Below are 20,058 nucleotides of genomic sequence, written 5' to 3' on the forward strand. Positions count from 1 at the left end.
TTATTAAACCCTTCAATAGAATTTGAAACTTCAATATACTTATCTAATTCAATTCCTCTAAAATCTTGAGCTCTAGCAACATGTGAATGCTTAGCTATATCTATTCCGATAATTAAAGTTGATTCTGTTATTTGCGAAATCTTTTTATTTTGTGTATAATTCATTTGTAGTACCTCCATTGATAGTCTTATTTTAATTCGGGGTAAGTTGCAATCTTACACCCTGTATTCTATCAGGAGGTACTTTTTTTATCAAAGTTCAAATTTATTCATTACAGGAATGCTCCTTTAATCTTATATGTTTTATAAATTCCTACTTTGATACTGTTTTATCAATATATAGAACCTTCACGTTTATTTTCAAGTCTTTTTTCTCTTTATAATAAAAAAAATAAGAACACCTACATTATCTATGTAAATGTCCTTATCTTTTTACTTTTAAATTATCATTATAAAGCTAAAGAAGGCGTTGCTAATAATCTCTTGTCTTAATAAATACCTTGTATATTTTAACTTTTTCAGTTTATAAAATCTCTCATCACTTTTCAAGTTTTTTATTCAAATTTATTCTCTTTATACTTCTGCTTTAATTTTCTATCTATCTCTAATCCATATATGCACTTTTTGTGTAAAAAATTACTAATCTCGGAACAATTTTTACTCTTGTAAGATTCTACAAGTAGTTTGTTAAATTTTTTTAAATTCTTCTCTTTTATAATCAATAGACCTTTTCCTTCTGATATAAGGAGTTTATTAGCTATTATAAGACCTGTACTTTTATTGTAACTATCAAATAGCTTATACCTACAACTCCATAAGAATAATTCTATAGCTTTTTCTGTAGCAGATGAATTATTTAATAGTATTGAATCAAGTTTTTCATTCCTTTTATCTTTCTGTGATGCTCCCAAAATACCGTTTTCATTTCTTGATATTAAAGAGTTTATTCTACATATGTATTCTAGATTCAAAAGGTCATTTATACTATTCAAAACGTATTTCCATGCATCTCTAATCCCCAATACTCCTTCTACATCTTCTATCTTTAAATCCGCAACACTTACATCATCTATCATAGTTTGAACATCTGCAAATTCTATATTACAATCTTCCATTCTAGCACTATTATATATACTGTCTACTAAAAGTTTCTTGGCTAAAAACATACTTTCTCGCAAAGATAAATCGTACTTGTCTTTCATTTTATCACTTCTTTCTTTTGATTATCTTCATATAAAACTCCCTGTATCATATTTTCTAAAATTTCTCCTTCTAATAATTTGATTTCGCTTCTACTTGCGAATATAATGCAGAAAATCAATTAAAAAGGAGTGATTTTCTATGATAAGTATAGAACTTTTAAGAATAGAATTTAATTATTTAAAGAGATGTGCTGAACTCAATTTATCAAAAAATATATGTAAATCTTTAGATGAATCATTTATGATTTTATTAACAGATTTCATATTACCTTGCCATTATTCTCATGATACTCAAAACCATATAAATGCATTTGAAAATATTTATGCTCTATTAAAAAATTCATTGACTGAAGAATATTATTCACACTTAATTAATGATACTACTAATATACAAAAGTTTCTAAAAAAAATCGAATTTGAAATCTCCAAATATTGAAATAGGAAATTATACCCTATTTCTTTTTTAGTTATTTTAAACAAATTCACTCTTTCCCCTTGTATTCTTCCTCCCATAACCCTAAATTTCAATTAGGTGGTCCCCCACATATAAATCTTTTAGAACCTTTAGTCCAACTATCTACTTTAGCGTGTAAAGTTATATCTTTTAATTCTTGAGATATTGTAATAGTACCACCATCTGATATTATCTGTCTTGGAATATTTACTTGGCTTCCTGATAAAGTATATCCTTCTCCCCACACTTCCAAAGTATTTACTGTCCATTTTTGTTCAAATCTACATGAAGTTGAACCATGTTCTGTAGTATAATATGTGTGACAACGCCTTTTCCCCTTTGAATTTCTATGACAACTTCTATGTTTTACTTTGTATTTATATCCTCTTGATTCTGAATCTGTCATAGTAACTTCTTTTTTACTGCTTTCTACTTCTATTTTTACTCTAATATCCTCATTTACCCAACCGTCTCTGTTCCCTGAAATATCAAATGATGTATTTGGAGTAAAGATTATATCTCCATCTACTAGTTGTGGACAACTAGGGTCTCCTGGGCAAGTAATAGCCTGATAATAGAAATATACGTAGTTCTTTGCCTCTGCTTTTACGGGAATATTTCTTGTTGCTGCTCCATCTCCAGTTACTATTTGTTCATCATCTACTCCTCCTTTTCCAGTATAATTAAAAGCACTACTTACTAATTTGTATCCAGGGAATCTTAATGCATTTACTGTAACTGTTTTGTTTTCTCCTTTTTTCATATATACGGTTTCAATTAGGTCTGGATGTCCTTGAGGGTCTAATCTTTGACCAGTCGTTAACCAATAAGTTGCATAAACTGGTACTTCTACTGTTAATTGTCCTTCTGTTATTGGAATAGGTTTATTAAAATAATCCTTAAATAAATCAGGTCTAGCCCAACCTCTAGCATTTTGAATTCCTTTTAATGTAGTATACGTTTCTCCTGTAAGGTTTCCATCCATATCCATACTTCCTAATCTTTTTCCATTCTCTACAATAGTAAAGACGGCATCAAGATACATTGTTCCACCATTTACAAATGCTTGCCTGATTTCATCTGCTTTAGTTGGATTATCTACAATAAAACGGTCTATGATACTGGTTTGTGCTGTCCCATCTGGATTTGTTACTGGAATGGAATATTTAGTATAGGTATAGTATCCAGCAGGAGGCTCTTCTCCTGGTTTTGGTGGGACTTCTTCCATTTTGAATCTTGTTGTAATTCCTAATGGAGTTCCACCTTTTTTTTCAAACCTAGCCGTAAACCCGATAGTTCTAAACCTAATACCAGTAGTCGCCCTTTTAGCTTTTGCAATAAACCATGCATTACCATATTTATCTATATTTACAGTATCTTGTTGAATCTGATAAATTAAATCAAATCTTACTTCTTCTGCTTTTATCTCGTGTAAATAAGGCATAAGTATTGTAAAAATCATTACTAAAATCAAATATATACTAATTTTTGTTTTTAATTTATTCAATTGTACACCCCCTTTTTGGGAAAGGATTAACTATTATGGCTTATGGTTTAATCCTTTTTAACTTTTTCCATAATCCTTTAAATTGATTTATCAATTTTATCACCCCTTTTTTAAATTTAAGTAAAAAGATTTATGGAGGAAGTATTTTTTATTAGATTTAAAAATAAAGATTTATGGAGGAAGTATTCTTTATCTAAAATTTCAAAAAAATACTTGATTAAGTGTTTTCAATTGCTTAAACCTTTTTTCTTTATCCTTGAATCTTTTTTATCAACCTTTTCTACAGTATATTTATAATTTTTCGTTTTTCAAATTTTTAAGATAAATATTTTTTATTTTTTGTATAAATTTTACTTGACTTTCATTAAAGAATACGTATAATGTTAGAAGAATTTCTTTTATAAATTATCAAATTCCTTTAGATTAATTTCAAAAAAAATAACAGTGTCGTAGCACTGTTATTTTTTTTGTTCTTTTATAAATTATCGAACATATTTAATTAGATTCCTTTGTATGGTTATTTTTGATACTTTCTTTTAATTTTAGAATTTCAATTTGGCTTTTTTGTTCAGTTAATTGATTTTTTAAGTCAAAAATTTCTTTGTTATATTTTATTTTTATTTCTTGATTTTTATATTTTTCGTTTTGCAATTGTTTTTCTAAAATTTTAATCTCTTTTTGATATTGTAATTCTTTATCGGGAGTACAATATACCCAAAAAACTGCAATAATAAGAAAAACAAATAACAAAAAAGATAATACATCCTTGAGTTTAGGTTTATTATTTATTTGAGTCACGATTCTGCCTCCTAAAGAATGAGGATTAGTAAAATACCTGTTTAATCTATGTCCGATGAAATTTATAAAAGATTTTCCTAGTTTTTCAGAGCCAATAAATATAAGTAGTGGCACTAAAACTATTTTGAAAATTTCTTTCATAAACATCATCTCCTCTAGATTAAATTTTAAATTTATTACTCATAAATTAACTAATCTAAAGGAATGATGAATACCTTTGATTAGTTAATCGCTTGAACATACAACCAACTAACCAAAGGTTAATATTTAGTTGTCATCGGAAAAGATATATCATCAATTCCTAATAATGAATGTGTAATATATTATAATGTTATATATCGTTGTTTCAAGTATTTTTTAATCCTTGAGTTATTTCCTTTCACCCATAAACCTTTTCAATCGCTTGAACCATATTTCTTAAATTCTTCAATCTAATATTTACTTCTTTTTCTACATAGAATCTAAAAAAAGTGAGAGAATAAATCCCTCACTTTTTTTTATTTCATTACTTTATAAAATTGTTGATAGCCTTCCGCTTGTAAAGGGTTTTCAAATGATATTATATCGCCTATTATATATGCAACTGGATATTTAAAAACATCCCAAGTACTTTTATTTGTAAATGATTCTATAATAAATGAATCAACAGTATACCAAACTCCTGCCTTTAATCCTAAAACATCTAAATATTCTTTACTTGTTTCAGGATAATAAATAATTCTCAATTGTCCCTTTTGAGTAAAACCTCCACCATCATAAAACAATGAACTATCTGTAATGAATTCTGTTTGGCATACTACTTTATGTTTTTTAAAGTTACTAATTCTTAAATCTATAAAATCTTCTATTGGAATAAATTTCTCCCCAGGTTCAGCATATTTTATCATTCCTTTTGTAGCAGACGGAAGAAAATACTTCAATCTTCCTTTATAATCTGTATATGCTTCTAAATCACTATATACATCCTTTATATATTTCTTTTCATCTAAATTATCGTAAGCAAAAGTATAATAAGTTTTTACGAAATTCTGTGCTTGTTTGTAGAAATCTTTAGTCCATGGCCACATTTCATTTATTGTTATATTATTTGTACGATATGATTTACCATAAGCCATTTGTGTTCCTATCTCGTTTTCATAATAACTAACAGGAACATAAGGATAAATTCTTGAAAAATCACTTATTTTATTCTTTTTTGGTTTTGGATAATCAGGCATTGCTTTCGGAGTAATTCCTTTTTTAATCTCTACTCCACCATTATCCTTTACTCTTTTTATTTGCTTTAGCAAATAATCTTGCTCCTCTTTAGACACGAATCCATACGGTCTAAACTTACCATCCTCTGTAAGTCCCATAATACCAGTCATATAACAAGAAACTGTCTCTTCTTGATATTCAGGTACTATCATGTAAATATCTTTTAAATTACCTCTATAATCCTTATATCCTAAGCCTTGAGCCTTTACAAGCCCTTTATCCTTTAACAGTCCCCATACAACTCTTGCTGCTTCTTTACGAATCATTTGCTTATGATATTTAGGAAAATCTAATGGGTCAATAATCTTTTTATCTATAAGAGTTTGAACACCACCCTGATATCCTAAAGCTCCCATTACTTGATTAACAAAATCATCGAAGTAAATACCATCATATACGCTTATGTCTTTGTAAACAAAGTTAGATTCAAGGGGTTGGGGAGCAGGCTTAATTTTAAAATCCATTTTTATTTGTTGTTTAAGAGATTCTCCATTTGTAGCTTTTACTTTATCTGAAACAAATAAAGTATATGTTTCACCTTCCTTATAATTCGAAATAGGAGTCACAGTAATTTCGTTTTCTCCTTTAATCTTGGTCTTTACTTCTACATTTTCTCCTTTACTATCTTGCACCTTAATACTGTCATCACTCACTGTACTTTTATCAATTTTCTTATTAAACTTCACTGTCCATACTTTATTTTTACTTACATTTTCTTTTTGTGGAAAAATCTTAAATCCTTCATTGGCAAATACTGTAACAAGCATTACTACCATGATTAGGAAACTAGATATTCCGAAGATACTAATTTTTCTTTTCATAATGAAATGCCTCCCTTATTTTTAGATTCTTGTTTTATTAGATTTAAGGATAAAGATTTATGGAGGAAGTATTTTTTATCACTTGAATCTTTTTTCTTTACCCATAAACCTTTTCAATCGCTTGAATCTCAATATGAATAATATACCAAATATTGATACTCTATTAAGTATACAATGACAATTAATTTAGCTTCAAGTAAAAGTATTGAAATTTCGAAAAAATATTTCTATTCTTGTTTTATTAGATTTATTTTTAGATTTAAGGATGAAGATTTATGAATTAAGTCTTTTCAATTGCTTGAACCTTTTTCCTTTATCCTTGAATCTTTTTTATCTCTTATTTATTCGCCTGTTATTATTAGTATAACATACAACGAAAAAGGATTTTTTAATATTTTTTGTCGCACGAAAATCAACTCTAATCTAGTTGTATCAAGGGTTTTGCGAGTTTTACTATATACATATATATATTATATAATAGCAACATAAGTATCATTTAGTTATTGATTTATTTTTAGATTTAAGGATAAAGATTTATGGAGGAAGTATTTTTTATCTAAAATTTCAAAAAATACTTGATTAAGTGTTTTCAATTGCTTGAACCTTTTTCCTTTATCCTTGAGTCTTTTTTATCTCTTGAGTCATATTCCTAAATTTCTTAAATCTATATATTTCAAGTAAAAAGATTCTCTTGACAATTTGCTATAAATATAATATAATGCGTTCACAAAATATTATAGTGCATAAAAAAACTAGAGTATTTACATCACTCTAGCTTTTAAATGAAAAATTTGATGAAAACACTATTCTTTTGTTACTGCAACTTCTTGTTTTGTCTGTTTTATAGCTTCAAATTCTAAACTCTTTTTCTCTAATAACCTAAAATCACAACAATCATTATTAAATCTAGGATTATAATTATTTATAATCATTTGATAAATACGATTAGCTTTTAACAGTATAGATGAATAATATCTGTTACAAAAATCATATTCTTTTTGAAGTAATCTAGCATATCTTCTTTCTTCACAAGAAAAGTCTTTGTAAATCAATTCAGATTCAGGAATGGGAAACATAAAACTAAATCTAATAGACCCTAAGATTTGATTCGTTCGCAAATCTTTAATGAGTATATTGCTTTTTTGCTGTCTTTTAAAAGACGAAACTGGAGCATAATAATTTAAATTATTAATATTTAAAACAATTCCACATACAAATTTTTCATGCGTATTATATCCAATATTTGGAATTCGAGTAAATCCCCTACTCTGAATCTCTGATTTTTGCAAAAAATCAATATAGTCTTCGGTTACTTCATAAAAATTTATATTGCTCATTGGTAAAGCTCCCCTCAAAAAGAACAAAAGATAAGGAATAAATCCTTATCTTTATTTTTAGAATTATAGGTCGCTCTCAAAGTGGCGAAACACTTAGAATTATAGGTCACTCTCAAAGTGGCGAAACACTTAGAATTATAGGTCGCTCTCAAAGTGGCGAAACACTTAGAATTAAGAACTTCTTTTCTTACGTAGATTATACAAGATTTTATGCAAATTGTCAACAGAAGAAAAAGATTTACGGAGGAAGTATTTTTTATTAGATTTAAGGATAAAGATTTATGGAGGAAGTATTTTTATCTCTTGAACCTTTTTTTCTTTATCCTTGAACCTTTTTTATCAACCTTTTCCTTTATCCTTGAATCTTCTTTTAGATTTCTTCAATTTTACAATGATGTTCTTTACTCTTAGAATCATAACATATTGCAACTGCCAATATTTTTCTATTTTTATATTCTTTTATAAACTCCTGTACATATTCTTTTTCTTTTATTTGACTTATAGCTGTTTCTGGAGTTTCATTCTTTTTAAGTTCAACGATTAAAGCTGCATCATTTTTTCTTCTTGGATGAAATGTAAAATCTGCATATCCTTTTCCACTTTTCTCTTCTCTTTCTACTCTATAGATATCTCTTGCCGAAAGATAAGCTAATGTAAGCACACAAGATAAACTATTTTCATCATTGTATTGTAGTATGGGTATTTCAGAATTATGAATATCATGAAGAATTGACTCTACAGTTTTAGTGTCCATATTCAGTGTTGCTTTTAACATTTTCTTTGAATTTTCTATTATCTCTGAAACATAACCAAAAGACTCATCTTTTAATGCTTTTTCAAACTCCTTCATAAGTTCTTTATTTGGTATTCTTAAATATCCATCATAGTGGGACAAAAAACCTAAAACTATCATCGCTGAATATATTTCTTCTTTTGTCCTTGGGGCTTTTTGACCTGCTCTAAATTCTTCATCTATTGTTATATCAACTTCCTCACCACTAACCATTTCTATAACATCGTCTCTGATTTCTAAGGTGTTATATTTTAAATATTCTGCTACTTCATCCATTTTGCCAGTATTTGTCCAATAACTTTCACAGTAATTATTTTGAAGTGCCTTAACTACTGAACGTGGGTTGTATATTTTAATTCCATTTGCTGTAAAATATCCGTTATACCAACTTTCAAGTTCCTTAAAACTTATTTCTTTATTTTTACTACATAAATCTATAACTTCTTTTTCTGTAAATCCAAAATACTCCCCAAATATTCTATCTTTTAGAAATGTATATTCATCAAACATATTAAGTGCTGACCCACTAGAATATTTTTTTATAGGCAAAACTCCTGTCATATACACAAGTGCTACATACGGCTGGTCTTTTAATAAATTTCTTAGAAACTCTAGGAAATCATTTTGATGTTCTTCGAAAAGGTTATTATTAAAAATGTAATCCCATTCGTCGAATATAAAAATAAATTTCTCGCCTGTATCATAAATCATATCTGGTATTGAAAAATATTTCCCCTCCCTTATCTTTGGACAAAACTTTTCAATATCACTTACTAAAGAATCCTTTATCATATTTATATAATCTTCATATCCGTTACACGTTCTAGGTAGTTTATTAAAATTTATATTTATAACATTGTATTTATTTATATGTTCCTTATAATTTTTAGTTTTACTTACTTTAAGATTATCAAAAATGTACCTTGAATCCACTGCTTTAGAATAATATGCTCCTAACATATCTACAACACTTGATTTTCCGAACCTTCTTGGTCTTGTTATACAAATATATTTACTTTTAGTAAATATTTTTTGATTAAGTAATCCGATTATTTCTGATTTATCTACAAAAAACATTTCATTAAAAAGTTCTTTATAATTTTCTAAAGGCTTATTAGTGTTTAGATATATCAACATTCTTCCCACCTTTCAATTAATCTATTTTATATTCTTTCCTTTTTTAATTAATATAAAGATTTAAGTATCCTTAGGCTATTTCACCTCATTAAGCATTTCAATTCCTTTGTATGGTTTTATTATACTTAAAAAATCAACCATCTTCAATGAGTATAGTTTTTTGTAAGTTGTCTTATTTTAATTAATCCCTCCTTAATTTTTTATGAACGCATTATATAGATTGTTCACAAGCAACTTCAAAAAAACTCGCATTAATTTACAACATAAGACTTGAAATACTTCTTTATCTCAATGTTTAATATAATTATAATTTAGGTTTATAACAAAATAAAAGAAAGAAGGTATTCATATGTCAATAACAGATAATCAAATTAAAGAATTAAAACGATTAAGAAAAGAACTTAATATATTCATTAACCCTTTACCAAAAACATATGAAGAAGCTGACAAATTAATTAAAGAAATATATGCTAATTGGGGAAAATAAAGACTATATCAAAGGAGTGTAAAATGTGAATAAAAAGAATGTAATTGTTGATATCGAGTATGTCGAAGAAGAAGTTTTGGGAATTGGAGATAAAGCAATCGCATACATGTTACCTAAATGTCCCACTTGTACGAACTATCCAACATACAATATAAATCCTTGTCCATTTTGCGGGCAATTACTAAAGTATCCGAAGCATGTAAAAGTTGAAGAATAAATAACAAGTATTTTTTATTAGATTTAAGGATAAAGATTTATGGAGGAAGTATTTTTTTGTCTCTTGAGCCTTTTTTCTTTATCCTTGAATCTTTTCAATCAACCTTTTCCCTTTGCCCTTAAATCTTTTTATCTCTTGTTAGGAATATTATAAAAATATAGAGGTGATTTTATACATGGATATGAATAAAGTTTTAGATTGCATGAAAAACGCCAAGGCTACAGATGTAGGAACGGCTTGTATGTATTATGTAGTAGAAAATTTTGAAAAAGAAGACAGAATACGAGCTGCTTATAATTTAATTCGCACTTTTGCAGTTGATTTTTTGTCTTTTGAGATGGATAAAAAAGAAAGAGAATCATTACTTTTAGCAGCAGAAATAATAAATAAGAAAAACAACTTGTATAAATATTAATAATAAGCCTTAACACTAAAAAACGTCCATATGGACGTTTTTTAACTTCAAAGTGGCGAAACACTATTTTAGGTATATTCAAGATTTAAGTATAGAGATTTATTTTTAGATTTAAGAATAAAGATTTATGAATTAAGTATTTTTTATCACTTGACCCTTTTTCCTTTACCCTTGAATCTTTTCAATTTAATCAATATTCGTCACATCAAAATCCCTTAAAACTGGTACATTCCTATATTCCTTATAATTGTATCGAGCAAGCATAGTACACGCTTCTGCTCTAGTTGCATTATTATTAAGTCCAAAACTACCATCTGGATATCCAGAGATTATTCCAAGAACATACACTTTTAATGCAATATCTTGTTGAGATTTAGTCATAGTCTCAAAATCAGTAATTTGATACTTAAATTCTTCCATATTTGATGGATATGATTCACTCATGGCTCTTGAAAACATTCTCGCCATTTCAAATCTAGTTATTGGTCTATCCCAATCACTCTTTGAAAACTCTTGAGCCTTAATTATCCCTAATTCTTGAGCCTTCTCCATAGAGTTCGTAGCCCAGTGTTCTCCTTTTTTAGCTGGAATAAATTCAATATTCATTTCTGACATTAGTACTTTTGTAAATTCGCATACACTCATATTTTTGTTAGGCTTAAAAGTTCCATCAGGATAACCCCCAACACTACCTTTTTCAACCATCTTATTTACGAATTTATAGTACCAATCACTATCCTTCACATCTGATAATTTAACAGGTGCAGCAATTGTAGTTGCAGAAAAGCTACAAAACATCCCTAATACCATTATCATCGTTATTATTGTTTTACAAAGTCTTTTTTTCATAATAAAATGCCTCCCTTATTTTTAGATTCTTGTTTTATTAGATTTAAGGATAAAGATTTATGAATTAAGTCTTTTCAATTGCTTGAACCTTTTTTTCTTTATCCTTGAATCTTTTTTATCTCTTGAACCTTTTCCTTTATCCTTAAATCTCAACATAAATAAATACCAAATATTGATACTCTATTAAGTATACAATGACAATTAATTTAGCTTCAAGTAAAAGTATTGAAATTTCGAAAAAATATTTCTATCCTAGCAAAAATAGCATACAAACTCTAGTAATTAACACTAGAGCTGTATGCACAATTTGGGAGAAATTAATCAAAAAAATTAAAATTACTAATGAGATAAGAAAGACAAATATGTTATATCTATTTATTCTTTTAAAAGTCAAGTTTAATTTCATTTTTTACAAAAAAATAGCTTTAGATATAAAATCTAAAGCTATTTGGGAAGAATTATTATGATAAATACACAAATTATAATAAATTAAAACCTCTTAATGACTTTAGTATTATGCTATATTACTAACTGCAAAATCAAGTTTTATTTCTAAATTTTCTATATATTTTTCTAATCTTAATAAAATAAACCCCAATACTATTACCCTCTATAGCTAAATTATCTAACAAAGTTGATATCACTGTAAAGAAAAGCAATATTATTAAACTTCCCAAAGCAAACTTAAACCATGTTTCCTTATAGCACCATAATTCTTCAACAGTTACAATATACATAACTCCAAAAACGAAATAATACACCCTTTTCAATCTATTCATATACCTTTCTTCATACCCCTTTACAATCGAGCTAAACAAAGCATTTAAAATCAAAATTAATGCTACAACCCACATTCCTTCTATAAACATCATTATATCCCTCCATCCTTTTTATAAATCCATTTATTTCTTTCAATATAAAAAATCATAGTCTATTATTTCAAGAAAAAAATCATCTCGTAATTTGAAATAGATATAATCATCTTTTATAATACCTTCATCTTATTACTTATCACTTAAATCTAACAAAAATGGAGGCGATGTTTATGAAAAATATAGATTTTGAAAATTATAGTGTTAGGGACTTTAGGAAACTTATTGTCTATCAAAAAAGTTTAGAATTATGCGATATCGTTCAAGAAATTATAAAGAAATTGCCTGGTGAACATAAATATATATTAAAAGACCAGCTCCTTAGAGCCAGTATGTCAATTCCTGCCAATATAGCAGAAGGAAACTCTGTAGCCATATATTCCAAGAAATATATTTCTTTCCTAATAAATGCAATCGGAAGCAATAATGAAGTTCTATCTCACGCAGATATCGCATTTCGATATAATTACATCACTAAAGAAGATTTTGACATGATTGAAAAATACAATCAAGAACTTAACAGAATGTTAGTTGGTATGATACGTAAACTTGGAAAACAGATAAAAGAAGGAGCATAATCTATGCTTCTTCTTTACATTTTCTTTCTGCTGAATATTTCATCAACAAATTACATATATTAGCTACTTCTTCAATATTGTTGTCCATATTAAATTCTAATAATGCACTTATTAAATTTATTATTGACTTTTTTACATTGAGTTCTACAACATTACCATTATAGATAAATCTGTTCCTTAGAATTAATTCCTCCAAAGTGGGAATAAACTCATTGTCATCTTCAGTCTTTATATTCAATAATTCATATATTGTAGTATCAAACGCTTGAGATAATGCCATTAATGTTTCGAGCGAAGGTGATTCTATTTGATTATTTAATAACCTGCTAATATAAGAAACCGAAAGTCCACTTCTATTACTGATTTCTTCTAGAGATAAGTTCCCATTTTCTTTGCGATATTTTAAAAATGTACTTATTGTACCTATTAATTCTTTATCTTTCATTAGTAAATACCCTCCATTTAGTATATTAGAGATAGGTTCTTGAATCAAGACTCCCTATTGTTTTGTGTACAGGGGATGTCTTAATCCTTTTTCCTTTCTCCATGTTCCTTCAATTTCAGGTATTCTAAATAAAGATAATTACTGCTTTCAAGAACTTTTTGACTTCATTCTCTCTTCCACATATCCTTTAGGAAAATCAAAAGTTACCTCACAATATCTCGTTCCCAATCGTTTCAATACATTATTTAAATGTTTCGCTTTCCTCTCATGTATATTTTCTGATTTTAAACATCTTTCTATTGAACTGGTATAATATACAAATTCATTTGTATCGGTTTTTATTTTTTGTTTTGTTAAATTTCCATCTTTATATACTGCTTTAATCACTTTTCTTATCTCATCTCTCATATGTCTCCAAATCTTCATATGTTCGTCTTCATGCTTATAGTAATAAATATTTTCTTCCATTTCCTCAAGCACCATTCTTAATGCCGAAACTTCCACCGCATACACTTCCAAATCAAATTCCTTACATTCATTAATATTATTCATTATATTCTCTCCTTCCTCATGAGCTAACACTTATATCTAATATTTCTACTTACCTTGATGTTTTTAGTATAACACATAGATTTTAGTGCTTATTTGGAGTAAGGATTTAAATAGATATTTTAAGAATTTTAACTTTATGTGTGTATAGGGAAAATTCCTTGAGCCATATTTCCTCTTTAATTCCTTAAGCCATTTTTATTATCTTTTTATCATGACTTTATTCTTTTAGTACAACTTTATTTGCTTTTTCACACAACATTATTATCCAATTACAAGCTTGAACCATTCCCCTTAAAAACTTGAGTCTAACTATGTATCCGTAAAAAAATCTCTTTCGCTTTCCCCTACCCCATCCAAATCGCTCAACCCCTTATTCCATCTATCTTTTCATCCATTTTTCTTTTTCTCATTGATTTTTCCAGTCAAAAAAAGTCTTTCGTTTTTCAGCCCTTTTTTCATCCACTTTTTTATCCATTTTATCTTCAATTCGTTAAAAAAAGTCGTTCGCTTTTGAGTGCCATGGAGCAGGAATTAAGGCTCAAGATTGGTTCCATTTATGTTTTCTACTTTTCTTTCTATTTTATTTCCATTTTTTCTCCCCGATGTCGTGAAAATAAAAAAGACACGTAACTAGATTTTTAATCTGAATTACGTGTCCTTAACGAACAAGTTTATTTTGCTCCGAAGAGATTTTTTTACAGCGAAAGAGATTTTTTTGCTAATACAGCTAGCTTTCATTTTTATGTTTTCATCATCTTAAATAAAAAAAGTCATGCAAATTTCAGCATTTCTGCCTCAAAACTTACATGACTCTTTATAATAAATTTATTTTGCTAACTCATCTGAATTTATATCCTTAAACTAAATTGCAAAATATTCCATAGAAATCATTTTATTTTTATTTTCTCACATAAAAATAAATCCGCAGCACTTCCATATAATGTAATTAATCTAACTCGTATAATTCTATAAAACCACTTCTAAACTATTTTAAATAATTTTATAATCCCATCCATCTTATATACATTAATCTATTAAACCCATTGAATCTACTATATAGCATTCACATAAAGAACATAAAGTTTTTTTATGAAAGATATTCCTTCTTAATCCATCGCCCTTACAATTTTTACCATGATTTTCGTTTCGTTTTTAAAATTATAGCCTTACCTTTTCCCTACTATGTGAGTTTAAAATAAACATTTTCATTTTCCCCCCTCTCAAACCCTGATTCTTTCGTTCCATTTTAAAATAAAGTCTTTTAATATGACGCTTTTTATTTTCCATTTTAATACAATTCAAATCCAAAACTTTATTTTATTTTAAAATAAACATTTTCATCTGTCATTATTCAATTTTTTAATTTTTAATTTTCTTTTCCATTTAAAAATCCATTTTTTCAGCTCTTATTTACAAAAATGCAACAACTCATCTCATTATAAATCCATTTATTTTTCCATTTTATTATCCATCAAAAGCCTCTATTTTAGAGAGGTTCAAGGGGTTTTCTATTCTAAATTCACAATACTTTCCCTTAAATATTTCAATAAAAAAAGAGAAAAGATTCAAGGCTTAAACCATGATTCTTTCCCCTTATTTATCAACGTGTATTTTCTATTTTTACTTCCATTTTTTTGCCCCTATATCAGACAAACTCTTTCATTACAAGACTTTATTTTAAAAATGAAAAGGGTTTGTTTTAATTAGACATATCTAAATGCATACAAACTTATTATTTACCTATTCATAGTTAAAATTAGTATTTATATATGATATTATATTATAAACCCTCAATGGGTCATTCACTATAAAATCATAATAGTTCTTACTCTTAACAGTAACACTTACTACAAGATTTTCGTTTTTCTCTCTAATAAGAATATTCCCCGATTCACCATTTAATCTTAGTTGAATATTTTTATATACATCTTCATCCATACTATCCTCTTCTATATCATGCTCCATTTCTTCTGGCAAATTTGATACAATTACTTCTTGCAGTATCTCAACTTTAGTTTTTAACTCTTCAACTTGTAAAAAGTTTATACCTGTTATTAATCTATTAAGTTCACCATCTTCATCTTTGCATAAATCATTTACCTTTTTTATTATATTCTCAATTTGAGTTAATTCTCTTTTTATTCTTCTTATATCTGGTAACTCTTTTTTCTTTGATTGTAAGTTTTCATTAAATTCCATTATATTCTCTTTTGCATTCAATATTATTTTTAACATATTCTGTTTTCTATCTATCAAATTTTTTCACCCCTTATTATGTATATTAATAAGGAGTTAATTTATACTTAATTTAAGTATTTGAATATACTACTCTAATAATTACTAAAAATTTTAGTATTAATAAAAAATAAAATGCATTGGTGATATCAAATTAATCTTATCTTCCAATGCATTATTTTATGACTTTATTGTCCTTTATTAAATATCAATTTCATCTACTTCTTGCAATATATCATATAGTTCGTCATAATCATCTACCTTAAAATTAATATCTTGGCTCATTAATTCATCTATTAATTCTTCCTTTTCTTCGTCACACATATCATATGCTTTTATTTCCTTTATAACATTCCTTGTTCTATATGCTCTGCATTCCCCTTCATCATAACCAATCATAAAACAAATTTCACTTCTTTTTTTAGGTGATAAATCCTCATAGTCAAACCCTTCACCTTCACAATATTCAGCTATTTTTTCTTCATAATATTCATCTAAAGCTCCTATAACATCCTCTTTACTATCCAAACCTATAACTTTGTCATCTGATAAAAAAACAATAAACTTTAACATAGAACTCACTCCTTAATTATTTTATAGTAATCTTTCTATGTTTAAATAGTATCATGCCTTTTAAATTTTGTACCACGACACTTTTTAAAAAACAAATTCACTAGTTAATAATTACATTAAACTTATTATCTTATTAGCAATAGCAATTTGTTCATCTGTTCCTTTTAATTCTATAAAATAATCTTCAAAATTATATAGTCCCTTAAATTCATTTTTTATTTTTTCTGCATAACTACATTGTTCTTCTATATCATAGCTTTCGACAATATAAATTGAGTATCCGATTAATAAAGTATATAGTCTCTCAATCAAATGCGATAATTCTGAATATAGTACATCATACTGGTCAACAGATAAATCAAAAAATAATTCTACATATTTATAAACATTTTTTATATCAGGTATTTTAAAAAATAAACTTAAAAAAGTAAAAAAAGTCTCTTTATTTTCTTCAATTGAGTAGCTCTTATCATTTACCAAAATTATAATTTTTTTTAATAATTCAAAATGATTTCTTCTCTCAAACTTATAATATCTAAGATTTTTATATTCATCATTAGAATTGCTTATTTCTGTTCTTGCTAAATTTACATATTCCCTAAATTCATCAAAGTTTAATTTCGAAAATTTATTGTTTCTTATCTTCTTTAAAATTGGATTATCATAGTATTTTAATAAAAATTCTAATTCATTAATTTGCTCTGAAGCTAAATGATGACCTTGTCTATTATTTATATTATTTCTACCAAACTTATGACTTTCATTATATATTTTATTATTCTTGTTAAATTCTACCCATCTTCTCTCAAGTGTTCTTTTAGTATTTATATTTAATTCTATTTTCTTTTCTTTACTAAGACCATTATAGTATTTTTCAATACTTATATAATTACTTTCTTTTAAGCTGTTTTTTGTACATAAGAACCCTAATATATAAAAACTTCATATATTCTTTTAAACTTTCAGAGCCAATGTAAAATTTACCTTTTATAAACTGTGAGATACTATCATAAACATACTCTATTATACTGTCAACCTCTATATTTTTAGATAATATGTGTTTTTCTTTTAATTCCATATCCTTAGGTAAATTATAATATTCCCTCAACACTTCAAATTTTTCACCATTATGTAAATACATATACTCACTCCTAATCTCATTGTTTCCATTATAAAAAATAAATTTTTCCAATATTATTATAATAAATATAAACCAAAGTTTTATTTTATACAACATTAAAATTTAAAATTATTTAATGATTAATTTATTCACTTGTTCCTCTATAATTTTTCTAATTTGCCCCTTCTTAACCCCTCCAAATCCCGCATACAACTGAACCTTATAAGGAATTATCTTCATCTCTTTTTCCATCATCTCATGGATAGCCCATTTAATCTTCCTTATTCTATAACTCTCAATATCCTCTTTAATCTCTTCAATATATTTATGAGTCTTAACCAATTTCTTATTATTAAACCGCGTATTGAAGCCTAACTTTCTTCGTATAGTGGCTTTGCATATTCTTACAGGCTTACTTTCTTGATTCAGTAACTGCTCTATTACCTTTTTAGACAGTTCTAAAGATTCTTCATCTCTCTTTTCCAATCAATTAAATTAGGCTTTTCTTTTTAAGCAAAGGAGATAACTGTTCATACCATTTCTTTCCTAGCTAATAAAAAAGTTACATAGAAAGGATACATAGTATAATTTTTAATAATTAAATCTTTCGTATTTCTTGATATATAAGGTAGATTATTTCGATATCTTTTATGTGTAGTGAAAATAAATAATAGCTTTATATAGAAGCATAATAACTCGTATCCTTTTGCATTTTTATTTTTATCATTTTAAATTCATTAAAGGGCTTGTCTTAACAGACATCCTTACAATTTTTCTATCTTCCATAGATTGTAAGTATCTTTTAGTTATAGATATATCTTCATGCCCTAAAATACGACTCAAACTATATACATCAAGTCCGTTCTGCAAACTCTTTTGTGCAAAGTAATGTCTACAAGTATGTGGAGAACATCTTATTTCATCTCTAACTTTAGCTCTTTCTCCTGCTAGTTTTACAATTCTTTCTACAGCTTCAATCGTAAGTGGTTTACCCGTTCTACTTAAAAAATAGTTATCATACTTTATATTTTTATACTTGAAGTAAAATTCTTTTATTCTTTCATACTTAATCATATATTTTTTTAGATATGGACTTATAGCAACGTACCTTTCTTTGTTTCCTTTTCCTTGAATCAATATATCCATTTCCTTTATATATTTATTTGTAATACAACACAACTCATTATTTCTGATTCCTGTATCAAATAAAAATGCAAGAATTGTAGCATTCCTCACTTCTAAATAACTTGAATGTCCATATACTTTCATCATATTAACAACTTCATCATCTGAAAAAGTTTCAATCATAACCTTCTTTTCTCTTTGCCAGGGGACTTTATCACAAATATTTTTTACTACATAATCCTCTGAAATAGCATATCTAAAATAAGACCTCAAGCATTTCAATATACTATTTATATATGTTTCAGATAAATCTTTTTTCATCAAAAACTTGAAATACTGTTTGATATGTTGATGTCTAATTTCTTCTATATCTTCAATATCATATTCTTCTTTTAAAAAATCTAAGAATAAAGATATATTTATTCTATAAGTTTTTATAGTTCTTTTTGATAACTTCCTTATTTCACAATCAAAAATATATTCCTTTAAAACATCTTTTGCATACAAAAAATCACCTTCCTCTACAGACATTTTGATACATGTCCATATAAAAAGGTGATGTTCATAGTGTATATCCTTAACTCAAAATCAAAAACTTAAATGTATATCATCAACCATAAAAAATTGTGATGTATACCATCATAGAACATGATGTGCTAATCCGTTAAACCGTTGGAATTTAAACGTTTCTACTCCATTTCCCAGTTGTGATACACTTCTTGTATATCATCGTCATCTTCCATCATATCTATCATTTTATTCATAGCCTTAACTTGCTCTTCAGATTCAAGTTTAGTTGTAGTTTGAGGAAGCATTTTTACATCTGCTGATATAAATTCATATCCTTTTTCAGCTAACGCATCTCTTACTGCATTAAAATCTTCTGGAGCTGTTATTATTTCAAAACCATCTTCTTCTGTTATAAAATCTTCTGCTCCAGCTTCAAGTGCTACATCCATTAATTCTTCTTCATCTACACCTTCATTTCCAATCATTATTTGACCTTTTCTATCAAACATAAATCCTACACAACCTGAAGTTCCTAGATTTCCACCATTCTTATCAAAATAGTATCTTACATTTCCAGCTGTTCTATTTTTATTATCAGTTAAAGCTTCTACAATAACTGCAACTCCACCAGGTCCATATCCTTCATATACAACAGCTTCATAATTATCTCCATCAAGCCCTCCTGTACCTTTTTTAATAGCTCTTTCTATATTATCATTAGGCATATTATTTGCTTTAGCTTTGTCTATAGCTGTTTTTAGTGCTGCATTGTATT

Annotated in this window: 22 protein-coding genes and 1 pseudogene; 5 read left to right on the forward strand and 18 right to left on the reverse strand. The window is 27.1% G+C overall.

Going from position 1 to position 20,058, the window contains the following annotated elements; all coding sequences use genetic code 11:
• Nucleotides 1-164, reverse strand: a pseudogene (locus tag BUA77_RS13540) (IS110 family transposase); the annotation flags it as partial.
• A 389-nt stretch (nt 165-553) separates the two neighbouring features.
• The gene (locus BUA77_RS08840; protein WP_072889307.1) at nt 554-1,201 is read right to left on the reverse strand and encodes a hypothetical protein; all 648 of its coding nucleotides are present in this window, start codon (nt 1,199-1,201) and stop codon (nt 554-556) included.
• A gap of 139 nt (nt 1,202-1,340) precedes the next feature.
• Between BUA77_RS08840 and BUA77_RS08845 the strand changes: the two genes are divergently transcribed.
• Nucleotides 1,341-1,637, forward strand: a complete 297-nt coding sequence (locus BUA77_RS08845) for a hypothetical protein (RefSeq protein WP_072889309.1) — start codon at nt 1,341-1,343, stop codon at nt 1,635-1,637.
• 88 nt (nt 1,638-1,725) lie between these two features.
• Here the strand turns inward: BUA77_RS08845 and BUA77_RS08850 are convergent, their stop codons facing one another.
• From BUA77_RS08850 to BUA77_RS08870, 5 genes are all read right to left on the reverse strand, one after another.
• Entirely contained in the window at nt 1,726-3,162 is a 1,437-nt protein-coding gene (locus BUA77_RS08850; protein ID WP_072889311.1) for a hypothetical protein, read from the reverse strand.
• Nucleotides 3,163-3,657: 495 nt separating this feature from the next.
• A complete protein-coding gene (locus BUA77_RS08855; protein WP_072889313.1) occupies nt 3,658-4,101 on the reverse strand; it encodes a hypothetical protein in 444 nt (147 codons plus the stop codon).
• Nucleotides 4,102-4,457: 356 nt separating this feature from the next.
• Nucleotides 4,458-6,038 (reverse strand): Ig-like domain-containing protein, encoded by a 1,581-nt coding sequence (locus BUA77_RS08860; RefSeq protein WP_072889316.1) that lies wholly within the window; start codon nt 6,036-6,038, stop codon nt 4,458-4,460.
• 803 nt (nt 6,039-6,841) lie between these two features.
• On the reverse strand, nt 6,842-7,375 hold the full coding sequence (locus tag BUA77_RS08865; protein ID WP_084605669.1) for a type III toxin-antitoxin system ToxN/AbiQ family toxin: 534 nt from the start codon (nt 7,373-7,375) through the stop codon (nt 6,842-6,844).
• Nucleotides 7,376-7,745: 370 nt separating this feature from the next.
• Nucleotides 7,746-9,305 (reverse strand): AAA family ATPase, encoded by a 1,560-nt coding sequence (locus BUA77_RS08870; protein ID WP_072889318.1) that lies wholly within the window; start codon nt 9,303-9,305, stop codon nt 7,746-7,748.
• Between the two features lie 349 nt (nt 9,306-9,654).
• Between BUA77_RS08870 and BUA77_RS13860 the strand changes: the two genes are divergently transcribed.
• From BUA77_RS13860 to BUA77_RS08880, 3 genes are all read left to right on the forward strand, one after another.
• Entirely contained in the window at nt 9,655-9,792 is a 138-nt protein-coding gene (locus tag BUA77_RS13860; RefSeq protein WP_159428974.1) for a hypothetical protein, read from the forward strand.
• Nucleotides 9,793-9,817: 25 nt separating this feature from the next.
• Nucleotides 9,818-10,009 (forward strand): hypothetical protein, encoded by a 192-nt coding sequence (locus BUA77_RS08875; protein ID WP_072889320.1) that lies wholly within the window; start codon nt 9,818-9,820, stop codon nt 10,007-10,009.
• A 175-nt stretch (nt 10,010-10,184) separates the two neighbouring features.
• On the forward strand, nt 10,185-10,424 hold the full coding sequence (locus tag BUA77_RS08880; RefSeq protein WP_072889322.1) for a hypothetical protein: 240 nt from the start codon (nt 10,185-10,187) through the stop codon (nt 10,422-10,424).
• Nucleotides 10,425-10,610: 186 nt separating this feature from the next.
• On the opposite strand, the gene BUA77_RS08885 is transcribed toward BUA77_RS08880, so the two are convergent.
• Together BUA77_RS08885 and BUA77_RS08890 are read right to left on the reverse strand one after the other, a co-directional pair.
• On the reverse strand, nt 10,611-11,273 hold the full coding sequence (locus BUA77_RS08885; RefSeq protein WP_072889324.1) for an S-layer homology domain-containing protein: 663 nt from the start codon (nt 11,271-11,273) through the stop codon (nt 10,611-10,613).
• Nucleotides 11,274-11,812: 539 nt separating this feature from the next.
• A complete protein-coding gene (locus BUA77_RS08890; RefSeq protein ID WP_072889326.1) occupies nt 11,813-12,145 on the reverse strand; it encodes a hypothetical protein in 333 nt (110 codons plus the stop codon).
• Nucleotides 12,146-12,318: 173 nt separating this feature from the next.
• Here BUA77_RS08890 and BUA77_RS08895 point away from each other — a divergent pair, with 173 nt between their 5' ends.
• Entirely contained in the window at nt 12,319-12,723 is a 405-nt protein-coding gene (locus BUA77_RS08895; protein WP_159428975.1) for a four helix bundle protein, read from the forward strand.
• A 1-nt stretch (nt 12,724) separates the two neighbouring features.
• On the opposite strand, the gene BUA77_RS08900 is transcribed toward BUA77_RS08895, so the two are convergent.
• The 9 genes from BUA77_RS08900 to BUA77_RS08940 all read right to left on the reverse strand — a co-directional run.
• The gene (locus BUA77_RS08900) at nt 12,725-13,168 is read right to left on the reverse strand and encodes a helix-turn-helix domain-containing protein (protein ID WP_072889328.1); all 444 of its coding nucleotides are present in this window, start codon (nt 13,166-13,168) and stop codon (nt 12,725-12,727) included.
• A 147-nt stretch (nt 13,169-13,315) separates the two neighbouring features.
• Nucleotides 13,316-13,720, reverse strand: a complete 405-nt coding sequence (locus tag BUA77_RS08905) for a hypothetical protein (RefSeq protein WP_072889330.1) — start codon at nt 13,718-13,720, stop codon at nt 13,316-13,318.
• A gap of 1,740 nt (nt 13,721-15,460) precedes the next feature.
• Nucleotides 15,461-15,976 (reverse strand): hypothetical protein, encoded by a 516-nt coding sequence (locus tag BUA77_RS08910; RefSeq protein ID WP_072889333.1) that lies wholly within the window; start codon nt 15,974-15,976, stop codon nt 15,461-15,463.
• Between the two features lie 180 nt (nt 15,977-16,156).
• Nucleotides 16,157-16,528, reverse strand: a complete 372-nt coding sequence (locus BUA77_RS08915; RefSeq protein ID WP_072889335.1) for a hypothetical protein — start codon at nt 16,526-16,528, stop codon at nt 16,157-16,159.
• A 111-nt stretch (nt 16,529-16,639) separates the two neighbouring features.
• Nucleotides 16,640-17,008: a hypothetical protein gene (locus BUA77_RS08920; RefSeq protein ID WP_072889337.1), complete on the reverse strand. Its 369-nt coding sequence runs from the start codon at nt 17,006-17,008 to the stop codon at nt 16,640-16,642.
• A 409-nt stretch (nt 17,009-17,417) separates the two neighbouring features.
• A complete protein-coding gene (locus BUA77_RS08925; protein ID WP_072889339.1) occupies nt 17,418-17,669 on the reverse strand; it encodes a hypothetical protein in 252 nt (83 codons plus the stop codon).
• Nucleotides 17,670-17,777: 108 nt separating this feature from the next.
• Nucleotides 17,778-18,134 carry a hypothetical protein gene (locus tag BUA77_RS08930; protein ID WP_072889342.1) on the reverse strand — a complete coding sequence of 119 codons (357 nt, stop codon included), beginning with the start codon at nt 18,132-18,134 and terminating at the stop codon, nt 17,778-17,780.
• A 237-nt stretch (nt 18,135-18,371) separates the two neighbouring features.
• Nucleotides 18,372-19,280, reverse strand: a complete 909-nt coding sequence (locus tag BUA77_RS08935) for a tyrosine-type recombinase/integrase (protein WP_143151336.1) — start codon at nt 19,278-19,280, stop codon at nt 18,372-18,374.
• Nucleotides 19,281-19,462: 182 nt separating this feature from the next.
• A partial coding sequence (locus BUA77_RS08940; RefSeq protein WP_072888036.1) for a YebC/PmpR family DNA-binding transcriptional regulator occupies nt 19,463-20,058 on the reverse strand: 596 nt, incomplete at its 5' end.

The sequence above is a fragment of the Tepidibacter formicigenes DSM 15518 genome (assembly GCF_900142235.1).
Lineage (GTDB): Bacteria > Bacillota > Clostridia > Peptostreptococcales > Peptostreptococcaceae > Tepidibacter > Tepidibacter formicigenes.

What these genes read in the sequence shown, in the direction of transcription:
- BUA77_RS13860 (WP_159428974.1), top strand. Translation starts at nt 9,655, where the DNA reads ATGTCAATAACAGATAATCAAATTAAAGAATTAAAACGATTAAGAAAA.
- BUA77_RS08905 (WP_072889330.1), bottom strand. Translation starts at nt 13,720, where the DNA reads ATGAATAATATTAATGAATGTAAGGAATTTGATTTGGAAGTGTATGCG.
- BUA77_RS08890 (WP_072889326.1), bottom strand. Translation starts at nt 12,145, where the DNA reads ATGATGTTTATAGAAGGAATGTGGGTTGTAGCATTAATTTTGATTTTA.
- BUA77_RS08845 (WP_072889309.1), top strand. Translation starts at nt 1,341, where the DNA reads ATGATAAGTATAGAACTTTTAAGAATAGAATTTAATTATTTAAAGAGA.
- BUA77_RS08915 (WP_072889335.1), bottom strand. Translation starts at nt 16,528, where the DNA reads ATGTTAAAGTTTATTGTTTTTTTATCAGATGACAAAGTTATAGGTTTG.
- BUA77_RS08855 (WP_072889313.1), bottom strand. Translation starts at nt 4,101, where the DNA reads ATGAAAGAAATTTTCAAAATAGTTTTAGTGCCACTACTTATATTTATT.
- BUA77_RS08865 (WP_084605669.1), bottom strand. Translation starts at nt 7,375, where the DNA reads ATGAGCAATATAAATTTTTATGAAGTAACCGAAGACTATATTGATTTT.
- BUA77_RS08925 (WP_072889339.1), bottom strand. Translation starts at nt 17,669, where the DNA reads ATGTATTTACATAATGGTGAAAAATTTGAAGTGTTGAGGGAATATTAT.
- BUA77_RS08895 (WP_159428975.1), top strand. Translation starts at nt 12,319, where the DNA reads ATGAAAAATATAGATTTTGAAAATTATAGTGTTAGGGACTTTAGGAAA.
- BUA77_RS08840 (WP_072889307.1), bottom strand. Translation starts at nt 1,201, where the DNA reads ATGAAAGACAAGTACGATTTATCTTTGCGAGAAAGTATGTTTTTAGCC.
- BUA77_RS08860 (WP_072889316.1), bottom strand. Translation starts at nt 6,038, where the DNA reads ATGAAAAGAAAAATTAGTATCTTCGGAATATCTAGTTTCCTAATCATG.
- BUA77_RS08870 (WP_072889318.1), bottom strand. Translation starts at nt 9,305, where the DNA reads ATGTTGATATATCTAAACACTAATAAGCCTTTAGAAAATTATAAAGAA.
- BUA77_RS08900 (WP_072889328.1), bottom strand. Translation starts at nt 13,168, where the DNA reads ATGAAAGATAAAGAATTAATAGGTACAATAAGTACATTTTTAAAATAT.
- BUA77_RS08880 (WP_072889322.1), top strand. Translation starts at nt 10,185, where the DNA reads ATGGATATGAATAAAGTTTTAGATTGCATGAAAAACGCCAAGGCTACA.
- BUA77_RS08885 (WP_072889324.1), bottom strand. Translation starts at nt 11,273, where the DNA reads ATGAAAAAAAGACTTTGTAAAACAATAATAACGATGATAATGGTATTA.